General features: G+C 50.6%; 13 protein-coding genes. 5 read left to right on the plus strand and 8 right to left on the minus strand.

What is annotated here, in order from left to right; translation table 11 throughout:
• Nucleotides 1–363 precede the first annotated feature (363 nt).
• Entirely contained in the window at nt 364–1764 is a 1401-nt protein-coding gene (gene gad / locus QUE74_RS22075; protein WP_000372240.1) for a glutamate decarboxylase, read from the minus strand.
• Nucleotides 1765–1974: 210 nt separating this feature from the next.
• Nucleotides 1975–3372, minus strand: coding sequence for a cytochrome c peroxidase (gene ccp / locus QUE74_RS22080; RefSeq protein ID WP_000784845.1), 1398 nt, complete (start codon nt 3370–3372; stop codon nt 1975–1977).
• Between the two features lie 404 nt (nt 3373–3776).
• Here ccp and QUE74_RS22085 point away from each other — a divergent pair, with 404 nt between their 5' ends.
• Nucleotides 3777–5426, plus strand: coding sequence for an alpha,alpha-trehalase (locus QUE74_RS22085; protein WP_000934242.1), 1650 nt, complete (start codon nt 3777–3779; stop codon nt 5424–5426).
• Between the two features lie 50 nt (nt 5427–5476).
• Here the strand turns inward: QUE74_RS22085 and QUE74_RS22090 are convergent, their stop codons facing one another.
• Nucleotides 5477–6079, minus strand: coding sequence for a helix-turn-helix transcriptional regulator (locus QUE74_RS22090; protein ID WP_001167663.1), 603 nt, complete (start codon nt 6077–6079; stop codon nt 5477–5479).
• Between the two features lie 519 nt (nt 6080–6598).
• Between QUE74_RS22090 and QUE74_RS22095 the strand changes: the two genes are divergently transcribed.
• From QUE74_RS22095 to QUE74_RS22105, 3 genes are all read left to right on the plus strand, one after another.
• On the plus strand, nt 6599–7498 hold the full coding sequence (locus QUE74_RS22095) for a LysR family transcriptional regulator (RefSeq protein ID WP_001355013.1): 900 nt from the start codon (nt 6599–6601) through the stop codon (nt 7496–7498).
• A 48-nt stretch (nt 7499–7546) separates the two neighbouring features.
• A complete protein-coding gene (gene yhjD, locus QUE74_RS22100; protein ID WP_000191251.1) occupies nt 7547–8560 on the plus strand; it encodes an inner membrane protein YhjD in 1014 nt (337 codons plus the stop codon).
• A gap of 407 nt (nt 8561–8967) precedes the next feature.
• On the plus strand, nt 8968–10290 hold the full coding sequence (locus QUE74_RS22105) for an MFS transporter (protein WP_001149003.1): 1323 nt from the start codon (nt 8968–8970) through the stop codon (nt 10288–10290).
• Between the two features lie 117 nt (nt 10291–10407).
• Here the strand turns inward: QUE74_RS22105 and QUE74_RS22110 are convergent, their stop codons facing one another.
• Together QUE74_RS22110 and pdeH are read right to left on the minus strand one after the other, a co-directional pair.
• A complete protein-coding gene (locus QUE74_RS22110) occupies nt 10408–12468 on the minus strand; it encodes an AsmA family protein (protein WP_001361032.1) in 2061 nt (686 codons plus the stop codon).
• A gap of 70 nt (nt 12469–12538) precedes the next feature.
• Complete coding sequence (gene pdeH, locus QUE74_RS22115; RefSeq protein ID WP_001353592.1) at nt 12539–13306, minus strand: cyclic-guanylate-specific phosphodiesterase; 768 nt, start codon at nt 13304–13306, stop codon at nt 12539–12541.
• Between the two features lie 230 nt (nt 13307–13536).
• On the opposite strand from pdeH, the gene kdgK reads away from it, so the two are divergent.
• Nucleotides 13537–14466, plus strand: a complete 930-nt coding sequence (kdgK, locus tag QUE74_RS22120) for a 2-dehydro-3-deoxygluconokinase (protein ID WP_000037564.1) — start codon at nt 13537–13539, stop codon at nt 14464–14466.
• 95 nt (nt 14467–14561) lie between these two features.
• Here kdgK and QUE74_RS22125 read toward each other — a convergent pair whose 3' ends face one another.
• From QUE74_RS22125 to hmsP, 3 genes are all read right to left on the minus strand, one after another.
• Nucleotides 14562–16058 (minus strand): M16 family metallopeptidase, encoded by a 1497-nt coding sequence (locus QUE74_RS22125; RefSeq protein WP_001163147.1) that lies wholly within the window; start codon nt 16056–16058, stop codon nt 14562–14564.
• A 219-nt stretch (nt 16059–16277) separates the two neighbouring features.
• Complete coding sequence (gene dctA / locus QUE74_RS22130) at nt 16278–17564, minus strand: C4-dicarboxylate transporter DctC (protein WP_000858214.1); 1287 nt, start codon at nt 17562–17564, stop codon at nt 16278–16280.
• A 182-nt stretch (nt 17565–17746) separates the two neighbouring features.
• The gene (gene hmsP / locus QUE74_RS22135) at nt 17747–19735 is read right to left on the minus strand and encodes a biofilm formation regulator HmsP (protein WP_001266332.1); all 1989 of its coding nucleotides are present in this window, start codon (nt 19733–19735) and stop codon (nt 17747–17749) included.
• Nucleotides 19736–19809 lie beyond the last annotated feature (74 nt).

Genomic DNA, 19809 nt, shown 5'->3' on the forward strand with positions numbered 1-19809 from the left:
GCTTAATATTACATAAACATATTACTGTTTATTAATGTAGCACGCCGCCCTCTTAAGTCAAATTGATTGATAAATAAATTTAAACGAAGCGGGAAAACAGGATGATGATGTGTGATGATAGTCGGGCTGGATAACTGGATTTATAATACAAAAAAAGACGTTTAAAACGCAGAGGAATTATTAGTAAGCAAATAATCCCTTATTGTGATATTAAACGGTCTCGCCACCCTTAATAACATTCATATAACATATATCTTATCAACACGATGAATAAACAGCCAATATATTATTGCATTAATAAGTAACCGAATGCCCCACCTGTTTTTGAAGGTCGGGGCATTCGGTTTTTACAACATTATGTTATTAGGTATGTTTAAAGCTGTTCTGCTGGGCTATACCCTGCAGTTTCGGGTGATCGCTGAGGTATTTCAGGGAGGCTTTGTAGTCTTCCAGTAACAGTTCAGCAAAGTCCATTTCGAAGCCGCGACGGCACATAATGCGCATCACCACGATATCGGTCGCTTCACCGCCGAGGGTGAAGGCCGGAACCTGCCAGCCGCGCAGGCGCAGACGTTCAGAGAGGTCGTAGAGGGTGTATCCCGGGTCTTCACCATCTTTCAGTTTGAAGCAAACCGCCGGGATGCCTTCGTCCGGGCGACCGGTACAGATGAACTCATACGGCCCCAGTTTGGCGATTTCATCCGCCAGATAAGCGGCAACCTGGTAGGAAGCGTTCTGTACTTTGGTATAGCCTTCACGACCGAGGCGCAGAAACTCATAGTATTGTGCAATCACCTGGCCCGCCGGACGGGAGAAGTTGATGGCGAAAGTCCCAATCTGACCACCGAGGTAGTCAACGTTGAACACCAGTTCCTGCGGCAGCGCTTCTTCATCACGCCAGATAACCCAGCCGCAGCCCAGCGGAGCCAGACCGAATTTATGGCCTGAAGCACTGATCGATTTCACACGAGGCAGGCGGAAGTCCCAGACGATATCCGGGGCGACGAACGGTGCCAGGAAGCCACCGCTGGCGGCGTCGATGTGCATGTCGATGTCGATACCGGTGTCGGCCTGGAATTTATCCAGTGCATCGTGCAGCGGTTGCGGGAATTCATAGTTACCGGTGTAGGTCACACCGAAAGTCGGCACCACGCCGATGGTGTTTTCGTCGCAGGCTTCAATCATGCGTTTCGGATCCATAAACAACTGACCGGGACGCATAGGGATTTCACGCAGCTCCACATCCCAGTAACGGGCGAATTTATGCCAGCAGATTTGTACCGGGCCGCACACCAGATTAGGTTTATCCGTTGGCTTGCCTGCGGCTTCCATACGCTTGCGCCAACGCCATTTCATCGCCATCCCGCCGAGCATACAGGCCTCGGAAGAGCCAATGGTGTTGGTGCCAACGGCCTGACCATTTTTCGGCGCAGGCGCATGCCACAAGTCAGCAACCATATTTACGCAACGCAGGTCGATAGCTGCAGATTGCGGATATTCTTCTTTGTCGATCCAGTTTTTGTTGATCGACAAATCCATCAATTTATGGACGTTTTCGTCGTCCCAGGTCTGGCAGAAAGTGGCCAGGTTCTGACGAGCGTTGCCATCAAGATATAATTCGTCATTGATAATCTGGAATGCGACATCATCGCGCATTTCGTGCAGCGGAAATCGTTTTGACTCCGCGATAGTAGAAATGGCCTTTGCGCCAAAACGTGAATCGAGTAGTTCTGAGCGGAAATCCGTTAACAGCTTCTGGTCCATTTCGAACTCCTTAAATTTATTTGAAGGCAATAAAAAAGTAGGATTTATCCGCAATGGAAGCAAGGCATTACAGGCTTAATTTAAATAACAAAATCCTAAGCAGAAAAACGACTTTTTATAATATAAACATTTAACATGATAATATTAAAAACAGACTTTATTGTCGTAATAAAAATCGCCCAAACATTCCTGTTCGGGCGATCAAATTAATTATTGTTTATCCCGCATATACGGCGTGTATACCCCGTTCAGACTGTGCAGGAAAGCTACGATATCATCCACATCCTCCTGCGGCAGCTCTTTGCCTACCTGATAGCGCAGCATCAGTTTTACCGCCCCGTCCAGCGTCGGCACGTCACCGCGATGGAAGTACGGTGCCGTTAAAGCAACGTTACGTAAACCGGGTACTTTCTGACGCAATTTATCACGCTCTTCTTTAGTAACATTCATACGACCAATATCCGCCGCCGTAATTTCCCCAAAGTTAAAGTCTTTTTTCAGCCCCAACGGCTCGAAAGAACGTCCGCCGAGAATAATACCACCATGACAAGTTGCACATTTATTATCTTTAAATAATTGATAGCCTTTTTTCTGTTGCACCGTCAGCGCATTCTCATCTCCACGCAACCATTTATCAAATGGGGAATCCGGCGTAATTAATGTTTTCTCAAATTCAGCAATAGCATCAGTAATATTTTCGCCACTGAAACCTTGCGGATAGACTTCGAGGAACTGCGCTTTAAGCTGCGGATCTTTTTCCAGCTTAGCAATAATTTCGTCCCAGGATTTCGACGCCATTTCAATCGGGTTCAACGGCGGTCCACCCGCCTGATCCTGCAATGTTGCCGCACGACCATCCCAGAACTGCTCAACGTTAAATACTGAGTTAAATACCGTCGGTGCGTTAATCGGTCCAACGGCACCACCAACACCAATCGACGTTTTTCTGCCATCAACGCCACCCGCATTTAACGCATGGCAATGTGCACATGAAATGGTGCTATCAGCCGATAAACGGGGATCATGATACAGCGCAAAACCCAACGCCACTTTTTGCGCATCGGTAGGTAGTTTTTGCGGAATAGGCTGCACCGGTTCATTGCGATGCTCCGGAGCAGTATCATTACTGGCGTAATATTCCGCGCGCTGTTTTGCAATCCAGGCAAGTATTTCCGCCCGCTCTTCATCACTCACCTTACCCGCCCAGTGTAGCGCGGTGTAACGCGTTGGCGGCATAGTTTCATACTGCATCACCCATTCAATCTTATTCAGATCGCTTTGCGAAACGGGTTTATCTGCCAACAGAGCCGCACGCACGGCCTCGAGGTTAAAAGATTTATATCCAAGCTTAATGTCGTAATCCATCAACTGTTTCGCGCCAGGAATATAATAATAGGCGGGTAATTCTGCCGAAGGCGTATGACAATAGTCGCATCCTTTTTCGCGAAGAAAACCTAAAACCTGATTATTTTCACTGACAGCAGATGCCTGAACATCGGCCTGTTTACTGCGTTTATTATCGTGGTACCACACATAACCAGATAACCCTAAATAGCAAATCGCGACGCCAGCCAGGCCGATCGCGGTAATACGTGAGACCATTTTCATTATTCTTCCCTCACGGTGGTGAGTTATTGTGACCCAGAAAATTTTCCAGAATGCTGCAAACGTCTCTGCGAGACAAAGCCATCATAAAAAACAGGGAAATACGCTTTTTGATAGGAATCAATCAATTACATGAATATAAACTATCAATAAGATAGCCTGCGCCTATTATACAGAGCAGGAATGGCATATCATGATTGCGGCGAGAGCAGGATTGAATGTTCTGAAAATGAAAAACAACAAGGAATCCGTATTTTTATAAATTCTATTGATATTAGTGCGTTATATTTTTTGACAAGTTAATAAACGTGATCCACCGCACGCTTTGTCGCCCACCAGGCGGAGCGAATGACTACCCTTAAAGAAAAGCCCGATAATTAGCGACGAATTTCGGAGGTCGGATCCTTATGCTCAATCAGAAAATTCAAAACTCTAATCCAGACGAACTGATGATCGAGGTCGATCTCTGCTATGAACTGGACCCGTATGAATTAAAACTGGATGAGATGATCGAGGCAGAACCAGAACCCGAGATGATTGAAGGGCTGCCCGCCTCTGATGCGCTGACGCCTGCCGATCGCTATCTCGAACTGTTCGAGCATGTTCAGTCGGCGAAAATTTTCCCCGACAGTAAAACCTTTCCCGACTGCGCACCCAAAATGGACCCGCTGGATATTTTAATCCGCTATCGTAAAGTGCGCCGTCATCGTGATTTTGACTTGCGCAAGTTTGTTGAAAATCACTTCTGGCTGCCGGAGACCTACTCCAGCGAGTATGTATCGGACCCGCAAAATTCCCTGAAAGAACATATCGACCAGCTGTGGCCGGTGCTTACCCGCGAACCGCAAGATCACATTCCGTGGTCTTCCCTGCTGGCGCTGCCACAGTCTTACATTGTTCCAGGGGGCCGTTTTAGCGAAACCTACTACTGGGATTCCTATTTCACCATGCTGGGGCTGGCGGAAAGTGGTCGGGAAGATTTGCTGAAATGCATGGCCGATAACTTCGCCTGGATGATCGAAAACTATGGTCACATCCCCAACGGCAACCGCACCTATTATTTGAGCCGCTCGCAACCACCGGTTTTTGCGCTGATGGTGGAGTTGTTTGAAGAAGATGGTGTACGCGGCGCGCGCCGCTATCTCGACCATCTGAAAATGGAATATGCCTTCTGGATGGACGGCGCAGAATCGTTGATCCCTAATCAGGCCTATCGCCATGTTGTGCGGATGCCCGACGGCTCGCTGCTCAACCGTTACTGGGACGATCGCGACACGCCGCGTGACGAATCCTGGCTTGAGGACGTTGAAACCGCGAAACATTCTGGTCGCCCGCCTAACGAGGTGTACCGCGATTTACGCGCGGGGGCGGCCTCCGGTTGGGATTACTCTTCCCGTTGGCTGCGTGATACCGGTCGTCTGGCGAGCATTCGTACCACCCAGTTCATCCCCATCGATCTGAATGCCTTCCTGTTTAAACTGGAGAGCGCCATCGCCAACATCTCGGCGCTGAAAGGCGAGAAAGAGACAGAAGCACTGTTCCGCCAGAAGGCCAGTGCCCGTCGCGATGCGGTAAACCGTTACCTCTGGGATGATGAAAACGGTATCTACCGCGATTACGACTGGCGACGCGAACAACTGGCGCTCTTTTCCGCTGCCGCCATTGTGCCGCTCTATGTCGGTATGGCGAACCATGAACAGGCCGATCGTCTGGCAAACGCCGTGCGCAGTCGGTTACTTACGCCTGGCGGGATTCTGGCAAGCGAGTACGAAACCGGTGAACAGTGGGATAAACCTAACGGCTGGGCACCATTACAATGGATGGCGATTCAGGGGTTTAAAATGTACGGCGATGACCTTCTGGGTGATGAAATCGCGCGCAGCTGGCTGAAGACGGTGAATCAGTTCTATCTGGAACAGCACAAACTGATCGAGAAATACCATATTGCCGATGGTGTTCCCCGCGAAGGCGGCGGTGGCGAGTATCCGTTGCAGGATGGGTTTGGCTGGACTAATGGTGTGGTACGCCGTTTAATTGGTTTGTACGGCGAACCATAATATTTTTACAGCCAGCCGCTAACTTCCTGCTGGCTGTAAAATTATCCTCTTCAGGAGGAGATATTTAACATCATTGCCGCCTGGGTGCGATTTTTGACTTCCAGACGGCGATACAGTGATTCCAGATGCGCTTTCACCGTTCCGGTACTGATATTCAGCGCCCTGCCGATCTCTTTATTTGATTCGCCCGCCGCTAACATGGTTAAAATCTCCCGCTGGCGGGCGCTTAACGATTTGAGATCTTTAATGTCCTTTTCCGGCGTCGTTCGCCAGTCTCCAGGCAGAAACATCATCCCCATCGCCGCACTATTGACCGCCAACGCAAATGTCTCGACGGTTGAATCACGAGGCACAATGGCCAGCACATTAAAATGAATAACTTCCTGTAACCACCGTTTGTTGCAATCCGTCGCCGTAATTAACACCTTAACCTCAGGAAATTGCACCACGGTTTTTTGCAGCAACCAGTAGCAAAACTCACCATCCTGATCGCCATCGAGCATCACTAAGGCTTCAGGGTAACTTTCCAGCTTTTGCCATAACTCGTCTGCCTGACTGGCCCCCTGAATACTCACTCCTGGAATACGATGCTGTAAACTGATTTTCATTCCATGAATAAATATTGACTGCCTGTCAAACATGACTATTTGCATAACTGAATCTCCACCTGAATACGTTAAAAAGACTTAAGTAGTGGAAGGGTATTACCCGCGAGAAAAAATAAGAATTCGCCATTTGGCGGTGGCCATTCTACAGAGATGACGCGTAGAAAATAGTTACCGATATAAATAGTTACAGCTAAACGCCTGAAATTACATGTCGAGGGCACTATTTAAAACAATTTTGAGGATTTCCTTATATTGATGGCTAGTACGCATGCAATTAAAAATGAAATTCCGCGACCACAAGCCAAAATAACAAACGGCAATGAGACAAAAATAAGCACAAATAGCCAATACGTCCTCTATTCACTTTAAAGGGAATCGCTGAAAAATACGCTCTGTTTAAGGGGATTCACCTTTCTCATAAAGCTATTCTCCCCTTTTCCTACTGAGAAATCGCCACATTCGTCATGACAACATTGTGAAACCCGGCATTAGATGTTAGAAAAAACAATAAACAATGCGATATGCGCGTTACTGTTTCGATGTGAACAACAATCGGTCAAAGAAATGGATAAAATTCACGCAATGCAGTTGTTCATCAAAGTCGCGGAGCTGGAAAGTTTTTCCCGCGCAGCGGATTTCTTTGCTTTGCCAAAAGGAAGTGTTTCGCGCCAGATACAGGCACTGGAACATCAACTTGGCACCCAGCTTCTCCAGCGCACCACGCGACGGGTCAAACTCACGCCAGAAGGCATGACCTATTATCAACGGGCAAAAGATGTGTTGAGTAATCTCAACGAACTGGACGGTCTGTTTCAACAGGATGCCACCAGTATCAGCGGTAAATTACGCATCGACATCCCACCAGGAATCGCGAAAAGCCTGTTACTGCCGCGCCTGTCGGAATTTCTCTATCAGCATCCGGGAATTGAGCTGGAACTGAGTAGCCATAACCGTCCGGTAGATATTCTTCATGATGGTTTTGATTGCGTGATACGCACTGGCGCGTTATCGGAAGATGGTGTTATCGCCTGTCCCCTCGGCAAACTAACCATGGTCAACTGTGCCAGTCCACACTATCTGACACGCTTTGGTTATCCACAAAGCCCCGACGATCTGACTTCACACGCAATAGTGCGTTACACACCCCACCTGAGTGTACATCCGTTAGGTTTTGAGGTTGCCAGCGTTAATGGCGTCCAGTGGTTTAAGTCTGGCGGCATGTTGACGGTAAACAGTAGCGAAAACTATCTCGCCGCCGGTTTTGCCGGTCTGGGGATTATTCAGATCCCGCGCATTGCCGTGCGCGAAGCCCTGCGTGCCGGGCGGCTTATTGAAGTATTACCTGGCTACCGTGCCGAGCCGCTCTCCCTTTCGCTGGTTTATCCGCAGCGTCGGGAGCTTTCCCGGCGTGTAAACCTGTTTATGCAGTGGCTGGCTGGCGTAATGAAAGAGTACCTGGACTGACCGACTATACTTTTTAAGAATGACCACGACAGAAGGACAAAAGAGCGGATGACGCAGGAAAACGAGATCAAACGTCCCACCCAGGATCTGGAGCACGAGCCGATTAAGCAGTTGGATAATAGCGAGAAAGGCGGCAAAGTTAGCCAGGCGCTGGAAACCGTCACCACTACTGCCGAAAAAGTCCAACGCCAACCGATTATTGCGCACCTGATTCGCGCGACTGAACGCTTTAACGATCGGCTGGGTAATCAGTTTGGTGCGGCTATCACCTATTTCTCATTTTTGTCGATGATTCCGATTTTGATGGTGTCGTTTGCCGCCGCTGGTTTCGTTCTGGCCTCCCATCCGATGCTGCTGCAGGATATCTTCGACAAAATTCTGCAAAATATTAGCGATCCGACGCTGGCAGCTACATTGAAAAACACCATCAATACCGCCGTTCAACAGCGTACGACGGTAGGGCTTGTCGGCCTGGCGGTGGCGCTTTATTCCGGCATCAACTGGATGGGTAACCTGCGTGAAGCGATTCGCGCTCAATCGCGCGATGTCTGGGAACGTTCGCCACAGGATCAGGAAAAATTTTGGGTTAAATATCTGCGTGATTTTATTTCGCTGATTGGTTTGTTGATTGCGCTCATTGTGACGCTTTCGATCACCTCGGTTGCCGGTTCGGCGCAGCAAATGATTATTAGCGCCCTGCACCTGAACAGCATTGAGTGGCTGAAACCAACGTGGCGGTTGATTGGTCTTGCGATTTCCATCTTCGCCAACTATCTGCTTTTCTTCTGGATCTTTTGGCGATTGCCGCGCCACCGTCCGCGCAAAAAAGCGCTAATTCGCGGAACATTTCTTGCTGCTATAGGTTTTGAAGTGATTAAAATCGTGATGACCTACACACTGCCATCGCTGATGAAATCTCCGTCTGGCGCAGCATTTGGCTCCGTGCTGGGACTGATGGCGTTTTTCTACTTCTTCGCTCGTCTGACGCTGTTTTGCGCGGCGTGGATTGCCACCGCCGAATACAAAGACGACCCGAGAATGCCGGGGAAAACGCAGTCTTAAAATATGCCGGATGCAGCGTAACGCCTTATCCGGCCTACGAATTTATTCGGCCTGGCTCCCCGTAGGCCGGATAAAATGCGCCAGCATCGCATCCGGCTATCATGCGCACATAACCACTTAAACTCTTCCCCAGAGCCTTTTCTGTCATCTCTTAGGAGCAAACAATTTCATTCCAACTCATTACTCCAGCATATAAATCCAGTTGGTAACTTTTATTTAACCTAAAACCAGTTTTATCCACCATTTATGAAATTATGTGAAGCATTTCATAGAAGAAAAATCACCAGCTTAAACATTATTCCCTTTTTGGCTGATTTTCGACCAACTCCGCGATTTGTTACACATTGAAATATCACTTTTGCTGTGCGTAATATGGCTATTCGTTAGCCAAAAAATAAGAAAAGATTATGCAAGCAACAGCCACAACACTCGACCACGAGCAAGAATACACGCCGATCAACTCGCGTAATAAAGTCCTTGTCGCCTCTCTCATTGGCACGGCCATTGAGTTCTTCGACTTTTATATTTACGCCACTGCGGCCGTTATTGTGTTTCCGCATATCTTCTTCCCGCAGGGCGATCCTACGGCAGCAACGCTACAGTCGCTTGCCACCTTCGCCATCGCCTTCGTCGCGCGCCCTATTGGCTCTGCCGTCTTTGGTCATTTTGGCGATCGCGTTGGGCGTAAAGCGACGCTGGTCGCCTCGTTGCTAACGATGGGGATTTCGACCGTGGTGATTGGTCTGCTGCCGGGTTACGCCACGATTGGTATTTTCGCCCCGCTGTTGCTGGCGCTGGCTCGATTTGGTCAGGGTCTGGGTTTAGGCGGCGAATGGGGCGGTGCGGCGCTACTGGCGACAGAAAACGCCCCACCGCGTAAACGCGCGCTGTACGGCTCCTTCCCGCAGCTGGGCGCACCGATTGGCTTCTTCTTTGCCAACGGCACTTTCTTACTGCTTTCCTGGCTACTGACCGACGAGCAGTTTATGAGCTGGGGTTGGCGCGTGCCGTTTATCTTCTCGGCGGTGCTGGTCATTATCGGCCTGTATGTTCGCGTGTCGCTGCATGAGTCGCCGGTGTTTGAGAAAGTCGCTAAAGCGAAAAAACAGGTGAAGATCCCGCTGGGTACGCTGCTGACCAAACATGTTCGCGTAACCGTACTGGGTACGTTCATTATGCTGGCAACCTATACGCTGTTTTACATCATGACGGTCTACTCAATGACCTTTAGTACCGCCGCCGCGCCAGTTGGGCTTGGCCTGCCGCGTAACGAAGTGTTGTGGATGCTGATGATGGCAGTGATTGGTTTTGGCGTGATGGTGCCAGTCGCCGGATTACTGGCTGATGCCTTTGGTCGCCGTAAAAGCATGGTAATCATCACCACGCTGATCATCCTGTTCGCGCTGTTCGCCTTTAACCCGCTGCTCGGTTCTGGCAACCCGATTCTGGTTTTTGCCTTCCTGCTGCTGGGGTTAAGTCTGATGGGACTGACCTTCGGGCCGATGGGCGCGCTGTTACCAGAGCTGTTCCCGACAGAAGTGCGTTACACCGGAGCATCGTTCTCTTACAACGTAGCGTCGATTCTCGGGGCTTCCGTTGCACCATATATCGCAGCCTGGTTGCAGACTAACTACGGGTTAGGTGCGGTGGGGTTATATCTGGCGGCGATGGCTGGCTTGACCTTAATCGCCCTGCTGCTGACCCATGAGACGCGACATCAATCGTTGTAATAAGAGTGAAAAGCCTGATGCGCTACGCTTATCAGGCCTGAATTTCCATAAAATATATTGAATTCGCAAGGATTTGTAGGCCGGATAAGGCGTTCACGCCGCATCCGGCAGTTTCCATCACTTCTTCATCTGCGACAAAATCGTCCGACACTGATTAGCCTCCCCTTCGGAAGGTGAGATCAGCGCCAGTAACGCCGCCGCCGGTGTTACCAGCGTTGCCAGTGCCGCCGCGACGGCTCCGCGAGCAACCAACGGTCCGGCTTTCACCCCAGCCTGCGGATTTTTAAATGTCCCACGCACATACAGCGGCGAACGCAGTGTGATAATCCGAATCCCTTTACTTTCTGGATCGATAGTCAAATCCAGTTGCTCCGAAGCAAAACTTGCCGTGCCGGTAACATTGATCAACGCATTCTCAGTATCAAAAGCAAAAATCTGCGGACGCGCCACACCGTTGGCAATATCCAGATTCGCCGCCGCGCAGTTCACCCGCACCTCATCATCACCAAATATCGCACCGACAATGTAGTTGCCGACATTCAGGCCGACAATCTCCATCAGGTTGCGGCTCACCAGCCCGTCATTCATCAACAGTTTCAGGTTGCCGTTACTGTTGCCTAAAAGCGCCGCCACCGAGTTACCGCTACCGCGTAGTTCCGCGTCACCGTTCATTTCCCCCAGCGTCTTCTGCATCAGTTCTACATCGGGCATCAGTTCTTTCAGTTTCAGCCGACGGGCCTGAATATCAGCCCGTCCTTGCATCGGCTTTTTATCGCCTTCCAGATGAATATTCGCCGCAATGCTGCCTCCCGCCATGCCAAATTTCAGCGGTTGCAGGCGCAGGTCAGCATTTTTGAGAATGATATGGGTAGAGAGATCGCTAATCGGCAAGCTACTACCATGTTCAATGCGCCGACCTTTGAAGCGGACATCGGCATCCATGACGTCCCATTTATCGGTTTCGAAGCGGTCATAAGGCAGCACTTTGCCCGCAGGCTGAATGCTTTTTTCGCCTTTCTTCTGCTCAGACCGTTTCGACTTTTCTGCACCTTTTCCAGAATCAACGCCAATCAATGGCCCTAAATCTGCCAGCCGCAATTGCCGCGATTCGACATCACCTTCCAGTTTTGGTCGTGGCTTGCCGGTGGTGTAGACCAGAGAACCGTGGATATCGCTATCGCCAATGCGCCCATTAAAACCGCGATAATCAAAGACCGACGATTTTTCAGTGTCGATTTTCGCTACCAGCCGACCATCCGTTTCAAACGGCGGGGTATCGGGCAGCAGAACACCCGTCAGTTCATAGAGATCACCCAGCGAATCGCCAGAAAATTTAAGCCGTAAATCGACACCGCCCATCTTCATTGGGTCATTCACGACGCCATCAAAAGCGACGCGAGTATTCCCGGAGCGGAAATCAGCCTGTACCGGAAACGGTGTACCTTCGCCGCGTAGTGCCAGCATACCGCCGATTTTACCTTTGCCCGTGAGCGGTTCACCGTTATAACGTCCCTGCGCCTTCAGACCAAAAACGTAATCGCCCACCTTTTCTTTGTCCGCTTTACCTTTCGATCCGGTAACTTCACTGAACGGCAGCGGCTTGCCTAACGGATCGACAAAAATTTCCAGATCCGCTTTGCTTACTTTGTCATCAATAGCGATCCGCCCTTGATCGAACAGAATATTATCCAGTCGAAACGACCACGCAGACGGCTTTGCATTCATGTCTTTGTTGTCATCATTGGCGAGATTAAAGGTCCAGTTATTGTTCTTTTCAGAGAGACGAATCAGACGCGCGTCGGGCTTCTCCAGTTTTATCCACGGTAGCCAGACCGTTTTGGTCAGCAACGCCAGCGGGGCCAGCGTCGCTTCTACCCGCGGCAAATGCACCATTGTTACTTCGGGAATATCCGGCGGATTGCCAAGAATGATGTCTTCTGCATGCACATGAGGCCACGGCACCCAGCTGCGCCAGCCGGTTTCTTGTTTTTGCCGCTCCCACACCACGCCCAGATCGCCACGGATAGCGAATGGACGATTCAACTCCGCAGAGACTTTCTGGTTGATGGTCGGTTTGAGTCGATTCCAGTCAAATGTTGCAATCAAAATGATCGCCACGACAATCAACAACAAGAAAGTCCCTGAAATCGCAGCGGTTATTTTGCCTGCCTTGCTCATCATTCGCTTCCTCATATTTCTTCCTGTGCCAGTCCTAAAGATAGTCCAGCCAGGCAGAAAATGAGGCAGCTTATAGCGCCAGAACTGCCGAATTCAGCGTTTCTATCGGTGCCGGGCGTGAAAGAAACCAGCCTTGTGCAGCAAATGCAGGCGAATTTTGTACATCGCGCCACTCTTCCTGCGTTTCCACACCTTCGACAATCACCCCGCGACAATAGCGATTCATGAGATGTAAAAGCTGAGAAAAGAGCGTGCGTCCTTCCGGTGACTGACGCAGCATCACAAACAGCTCACGGGCGATTTTGATGTAGTCGTAACGTACTTCACTTAGCGCAGAGAAATTCGCCATCCCAGTGCCGAAATCATCCAGCCACAGCGGACCAAATTCACACATCGAGGCAAAGGTTGAGTCTTTTGGCAGGCGGATGTGTTCTACCAGTTCGAAACGCAGCCAGGGAAGATGCTCAATCTGGCGCAGGATTTTTGGTTGCTGACGCAGGGCGATGAGCGTAGGACCATCAATATTGACCGATGCCAGCAGGCCGTGCTCGACAAAGAAGTCGGCATTTTGCGCCAGCAAATCAATCTGCTCTTTCACAACCTCCATCCGATGGCTGACGGTGATTTCAGTAAAATAGCGATCCGGCGGCAGACGTTGTAAAGGGTTCGAGGGATGCGTGACCACCGTTAATAGCTCCACGGCCATTAACCGTCCGCAGGTTTGATAGATCGGCTGCCAGGTGTAAGCACGCTCACACTGCAACCAAAAACGCCGTTCCTGCAAGCTCTCGATGCTTGCTTCAGGGTTGCTTATTCGCTGGATAACCTGCCTTATCATCAAAGATGTCCTGTGTTTAAAAGTGATGCTGCCCGGACTCGACAAAGATTATCGGCGCGTAAGGGCAGAACTTTACCGCCTGGCCGGGTTAAATTTCCCCACTCCACAACGGAATCTTTCAGGAATACGTTCTGGCTCAAAAAAATAATGGAACACTGTTTTAATATGGTTGACCAGCAAACCACCACAGCGCAAACTAACGCTAATTTTTACAGATCAGGTTCACGACTATGTCCAAAAAGATTGCCGTGATTGGCGAATGCATGATTGAGCTTTCCGAGAAAGGCGCGGACGTTAAGCGCGGTTTCGGCGGCGATACCCTGAACACTTCCGTCTATATCGCCCGTCAGGTCGATCCTGCGGCATTAACCGTTCATTACGTAACGGCGCTGGGAACGGACAGTTTTAGCCAGCAAATGCTGGACGCCTGGCACGGCGAGAACGTTGATACTTCCCTGACCCAACGGATGGAAAACCGTCTGCCGGGCCTTTACTACATTGAAACCGACAGCACCGGCGAACGTACGTTCTACTACTGGCGTAACGAAGCCGCCGCCAAATTCTGGCTGGAGAGCGAGCAATCTGCGGCGATTTGCGAAGAGCTGGCGAATTTCGATTATCTCTACCTGAGCGGGATTAGCCTGGCGATCTTAAGCCCGACCAGCCGCGAGAAACTGCTTTCTTTGTTGCGCGGATGCCGCGCCAACGGCGGAAAAGTAATTTTCGACAATAACTATCGTCCGCGCCTGTGGGCCAGCAAAGAAGAGACACAGCAGGTGTACCAGCAAATGCTGGAATGCACGGATATCGCCTTCCTGACGCTGGACGATGAAGACGCGCTGTGGGGTCAACAGCCGGTGGAAGACGTCATTGCGCGCACCCATAACGCGGGCGTGAAAGAAGTGGTGGTGAAACGCGGGGCGGATTCTTGCCTGGTGTCCATTGCTGGCGAAGGGTTAGTGGATGTTCCGGCGGTGAAACTGCCGAAAGAAAAAGTGATCGATACCACCGCAGCTGGCGACTCTTTCAGTGCCGGTTATCTGGCGGTACGTTTGACGGGCGGCAGTGCGGAAAATGCGGCGAAACGCGGGCACCTGACCGCAAGTACCGTTATTCAGTATCGCGGCGCGATTATCCCGCGTGAGGCGATGCCTGCGTAAAAGCAGCATATGCAAAAGGCTGGATAAAGTGTTACCCCTCTATCCAGCTCATCCATAAATACCTGATGGTTGTGCTAACTCATCACCATCAGGCATTACTGTGCGGGTGGAATATCCGTCACTTCAGGATGTACGTCATCCGTGGCAACAGAGGTTGTGGCAGCAGTAGTAGATGGGGCCATGATTTGATCCCAGGCCGCCTGCAACGCTTTCATGTTAAATTCTGGCTCGCCTTTCGGCTGCAGAAGAATTAACGCCATATCGTTCGACAACTGCTGGCGCAGATCCTGATTTAACATCTCTACCGTCAGACTATTAAGGAAATCTTGGCGCAGTTTCTGATATTGCTCCGGCGCGATATCAACGACCTGATTTTGCAACGAACGCATCCGCTGCCCCATCAAAATATCGGTATCAGCTCGCGCATAGGCGGCAAACAGTTTCTGCAGCTCCAGTTTCTTTTGCGCCACTAACGCATTGAACTCTTCTTCCGGCAGACCTTTATCGCGAACCTTCGCTAGCTCACGCGCTACCAAATTAAGGTTGCTGTTCAGCTTGTCGTTTGGTGACTCGATGTTGATGGCACACTGCGCACGCAGATACAGCACACGGCAGTCAAATCCAAGACCGATGTCTTTGCTGTTACTGGTGCTTAACGCTTGCTGAACGTGCCAGAACAGCGCCTCACGGGCCAGGTCCGCACGCCAGTAGCGCAGCAGTGCGGCTGATTCACGAATTGGCTGCCACGGCGTATCCCACATGATAGATAACCGGTCCTGACGTACCGCATCGGTCATAATACTCACCGCTTCAGGACGCAGCGGAGAAAGCGTCGGCACCGGAGCCGGTGTTTCACGTTTGCCTTTCAGTTCGCCAAACGTTTTGTTGATTTGGTCGACAACCGAGCGCGCATCCACGTTTCCCACCACCAGCAGCGTCATTGCATCCGGGGTGTACCATTTCTGATAGAAATCTTTAATCTTTTCCGCTTCAACGGGTTGTTTCAGCGGATCGGCAGGATCGTGACCTAACAAGGTTGATCCTTTCAGACGATAGCGCCACCAGCCCTCTTTAGTATCGGCAGGCCAGGTGGCCACCATGTCCTGACTTTGCAGCGCGTGGTTGATGGTTTCTGGTGTGATGGTCAGTTTGCCAGTGGCATTTGCCAGATAAGAGAGCGCTTCTTTCAGCAAGTCGTTACGGTTATTGGGCAAACTCAGATTAAACAGCGTGGTGTCATAAGAGACAATTACCGGCGGCATCGGGCGTTTAGGGTCGATCCCCTGCTGCCACAATGAACGCGCCTGTGCTGCGTCAAGGCCACCGCTTTGCGTTAACGCAATACGAGGGATGGCGTGACTGTAACCGCTCTGTTGTGTACTTTCGGCGAGCGAACCGGTATTAACCAGCAGGCGAATTTCAACGCGATCGCTGGGACGCTGGGGCGTGGTCAGCACTTGCCACTGTAAACCGTTGGAAAGCGTCCCCTGTTGCCATGCTGGATCAGGCTGGAGCGCATCTGCCTGCACATAGCCAGCAGTGGCCATCATCAGCAAACCGCCCGCTAAAAGTCGAATTTTTGTGCCCTGCATGTGAACCCCTGATCAACTATCCTGGTAATAAAAAACTGCCCGTTGTCGGTCAGTCTAAATGACATTAAAAACACTTCGTGTTAGACCGCAAGAACATGAAAATGTCACGGAAGAAGTGAAATAAACCTGAACTCACCCAGGTGGTAAGTTCAGGCACAGGGGTCAATTATGCGCAAACACCCGCACTCGGGGAAGGGAGTGCGGGCATAAGTGGTGAGATTAAGAGGATAATTCGTGCGTTTTGCCATCCGGCGCACGATTATTCAGCACATCGTCCAGTTTTTTGTGGTCCAGTTCTTTCACCCACTTAGCAACAACAATGGTCGCTACGCCGTTACCGACCAGGTTAGTCAGCGCACGAGCTTCTGACATAAAGCGGTCGATACCAAGAATTAGCGCCAGACCCGCTACCGGCAAATGGCCCACCGCAGAGAGCGTCGCTGCCAGCACGATAAAGCCACTACCCGTTACCCCTGCCGCCCCTTTAGAAGAAAGCAGCAACACGATTAACAGCGTGATTTGGTGAACGATATCCATCTGACTGTTAGTGGCCTGGGCGATAAACACCGCCGCCATTGTCAGGTATATCGATGTGCCATCAAGGTTAAACGAGTAGCCTGTCGGGATGACCAGCCCCACCACCGATTTGCGGCAGCCGAGTTTCTCCATCTTGTCGAGCATACGCGGCAGCGCCGACTCGGAAGATGAAGTCCCCAGTACAATCAGCAGTTCTTCACGGATGTAGCGGATAAATTTGAAGATACTGAAACCAGTCGCTTTAGCGATTGAACCCAGTACCAGAACCACAAACAGGATACAGGTGATGTAGAAGCAGATAATCAGCTGCCCCAGTTGCACCAGTGTGCCGACGCCGTATTTACCGATGGTAAACGCCATTGCCCCGAACGCACCAATAGGTGCCAGACGCATGATCATATTGATGATGCCGAAGATGACCTGCGAGAAACTTTCGATCACGTTAAAAATCAGTTGGCCTTTGCTGCCCAGACGGTGGAGCGCAAAACCAAACAGTACGGCAAACAGCAGCACCTGCAGAATGTTACCGCTGGCAAATGCGCCAATGACGCTCGCCGGGATGACATCCATAATGAAGGCGACAATGCCCTGGTCTTTCGCCTGATCGGCGTAAACCGCTACCGCTTTCGCATCAAGCGTTGCCGGATCGACGTTCATTCCGGCACCAGGCTGCACGACGTTAACGATGATAAGACCAATAATCAGCGCGATGGTGCTGACAATTTCAAAGTAAAGCAGTGCGACTGCGCCGGTACGACCGACCGCCTTCATGCTTTCCATGCCCGCAATGCCCGTTACGACGGTACAAAAGATGACAGGAGCGATGATCATCTTAATGAGCTTAACGAACCCGTCGCCAAGCGGTTTCATTTGCTCGCCTATTTCAGGGTAGAAATGGCCAAGGAGAATACCAATGGCTATCGCTGTCAGGACCTGAAAGTAAAGGCTTTTAAACAGAGAGGTTTTCATAGGGTGTCCTTTAGTAAAACCACAGGTCTTGTAAGGTTATGGGGTACCTGCGGCCTTAAAATAACACCCAGACAACATCACAGAAATGTACCTGGATCATAATTGAAACAAAAAGGTTAAAAAGTTTGAGCTGGCTCGCACAAACCAGCACTTTTTAAAGTTTTGTAATCAGTTTGGGGTAGCTACTTTTCTCCCAGGTAACTCTCTTCGAAGATTTCAATAGGGAGTGGGCGAGCAAAAAGGAAGCCCTGGGCAATACCAACGCCCGCTTTTGCCAGCCAGTCGCGTTGTGCTTCAGTCTCCACGCCTTCGGCAATCATTTGTAAGTTCAGGCTTTGCGCCAACATGATAATTGCAGCAATCATGCTGCTATCTTCCGGCAAGCCTTCAACAAACATTTTGTCGATTTTTAACACGTCGATTGGCAACGATTTCATATGCTGCAGCTGACGCAGCCCTGCGTAGCCCATGCCGAAATCATCCAGCGCCACCCGAACGCCGGCATTACGCAACGGGCGGAGGATTGCCACCGCTGCATGAGGGTCGTCAATACGTCGGCTTTCTGTCACTTCCAGAATCAGCGTTCCCGGCTGAATGCGATAGCGGGTTAACAGCTCCAGCATATCCGCCACCATATTCGGGTGCATCAGTTGCAGCGCCGAGAGGTTTACCGACAAGGGCAGCATAATGCCGCGCTCTTGCCAGGCAGCAAGCAGTCGGCAGGACTCTTCCAGCACCCAGTGACCGACGGTAACCATCAGCCCACAGCACTCAATGCGATCGATTAAGCCATCCGGCAGATCCCAACTGCCATCCGGTTGCTGGATACGCAGTAACACTTCCGCACTGACCAGTTTACCGCTGGTCATCTCGACCTGTGGCTGTAACCAAATCGCAAACTGATGATTTTCCAGTGCATTAAGGATATCGCTCTCTTCCGTCAACCGCTGTTGGGCGGCTTCCATCTGCTGCGGATCAAAGAACTGAATCTGATTCTTACCTTTATGGCGAGCGGTAAATGCCGCAGAAATAGCGCGACTGTAAAGCTGTTCGGCGGTGAGATCGCCGTAGAACATCGCCACGCCAATGCTACAGTGCGGACGGAGTTGAATACGTTCAATCGGCAGGCACTCGCTCATGATAGTGAGCACTTGCTGACCTAAAGTAATAGCATGCCACGGCTCCTGTACACCGTTGGCAATGACAGCAAAGTCATAACCACTAATCTGCGCGAGGATCATACGTGGCGACAGTACCGATTTGAGTTTTTCCACCAGCGTCAGCAGCAGAATTTCTCGTTGCGCCTCTTTCAGCACGCCCGCAGTATCACGCAGGGTTTCACAGGTGATAATCATCAGCGCGGTGGTTTGTTTACGCGCGACAACCTGCTCCAGCATCTCCATCAGCAAGGCTTTGTTCGGCAAATCCGACACCGGGAAGCGCATCGCATTTTCGTTCTGTTCTTCATAATGGCGCTGCAGCAATTGCTGGTTGAGGTTGTAACTGCGCACCAGCATACCGATTTCATCGTCCTGATGCAGACGTGGTAATGCCAGTTGGTGACCAACAAGCTCCTGGGCTGGGATGGCGTTAAGTTCACGAGCAATATTGCGTAACGGATGCAAAATCAGGCGGTTAATGCACCAGCTAATCGCCACCGTCAATATTAACGACAAAAGTAAGTAAATGGTCACTAACGTTGAGAGGGTGCTCATCACGAACTTATACATGCGGAAGGAATCCGCCTGTAGCACCAGATAGGCAATTGGCTGCGGGTTTGCCGGACGTTCCAGCGAGTAAACGCCCAGCGAGATTTGCACCGGTAGCTCAAACATGCGAGTAACCATTACCGGCACCGGACGCTCTGGAATAAAACTTTTACGCAGCGCCTGGAACTGGTTAGGCAGCACCACATCGGCACGGCTGACCACGCCTGCCGGTTTAATGCTGGCAAGAATAGCTTCCGCTTCGGGAATATCGCCTTTCAAAATGGCAGAAGATAAGGGTTCGCGGACAGAGCGAGCAATGCTTTCCAGTTGCGTAGCCGTGTTATAGCGATTCTGCTGGACCAGATGGAACAGCAAAACGGTGCAAAAAATAAAAACGAACACCAGGACAACGGCTGCCACCATTGCCATCTGCTTGATTGTTAACGAGCGACTTACGCGCAAATTGTCTCCCCCCGGAAATCCCAGATTGCCGCCCGAGTATACCCGATCGCAGCGGCATTAAGAGAGGCGCTATC

Origin of the sequence: Escherichia sp. 10290 (assembly GCF_030295155.1) — a bacterium.
GTDB classification, from domain to species: Bacteria; Pseudomonadota; Gammaproteobacteria; order Enterobacterales; family Enterobacteriaceae; genus Escherichia; species Escherichia coli_F.

Bases quoted from the DNA above. Each gene is read 5' to 3' on its own strand.
- yhjD (WP_000191251.1), top strand. From the start codon at position 7,547: ATGACGCAGGAAAACGAGATCAAACGTCCCACCCAGGATCTGGAGCAC.
- QUE74_RS22090 (WP_001167663.1), bottom strand. From the start codon at position 6,079: ATGCAAATAGTCATGTTTGACAGGCAGTCAATATTTATTCATGGAATG.
- ccp (WP_000784845.1), bottom strand. From the start codon at position 3,372: ATGAAAATGGTCTCACGTATTACCGCGATCGGCCTGGCTGGCGTCGCG.
- dctA (WP_000858214.1), bottom strand. From the start codon at position 17,564: ATGAAAACCTCTCTGTTTAAAAGCCTTTACTTTCAGGTCCTGACAGCG.
- pdeH (WP_001353592.1), bottom strand. From the start codon at position 13,306: ATGATAAGGCAGGTTATCCAGCGAATAAGCAACCCTGAAGCAAGCATC.
- QUE74_RS22110 (WP_001361032.1), bottom strand. From the start codon at position 12,468: ATGAGCAAGGCAGGCAAAATAACCGCTGCGATTTCAGGGACTTTCTTG.
- QUE74_RS22085 (WP_000934242.1), top strand. From the start codon at position 3,777: ATGCTCAATCAGAAAATTCAAAACTCTAATCCAGACGAACTGATGATC.
- QUE74_RS22125 (WP_001163147.1), bottom strand. From the start codon at position 16,058: ATGCAGGGCACAAAAATTCGACTTTTAGCGGGCGGTTTGCTGATGATG.
- QUE74_RS22105 (WP_001149003.1), top strand. From the start codon at position 8,968: ATGCAAGCAACAGCCACAACACTCGACCACGAGCAAGAATACACGCCG.
- QUE74_RS22095 (WP_001355013.1), top strand. From the start codon at position 6,599: ATGGATAAAATTCACGCAATGCAGTTGTTCATCAAAGTCGCGGAGCTG.
- kdgK (WP_000037564.1), top strand. From the start codon at position 13,537: ATGTCCAAAAAGATTGCCGTGATTGGCGAATGCATGATTGAGCTTTCC.
- gad (WP_000372240.1), bottom strand. From the start codon at position 1,764: ATGGACCAGAAGCTGTTAACGGATTTCCGCTCAGAACTACTCGATTCA.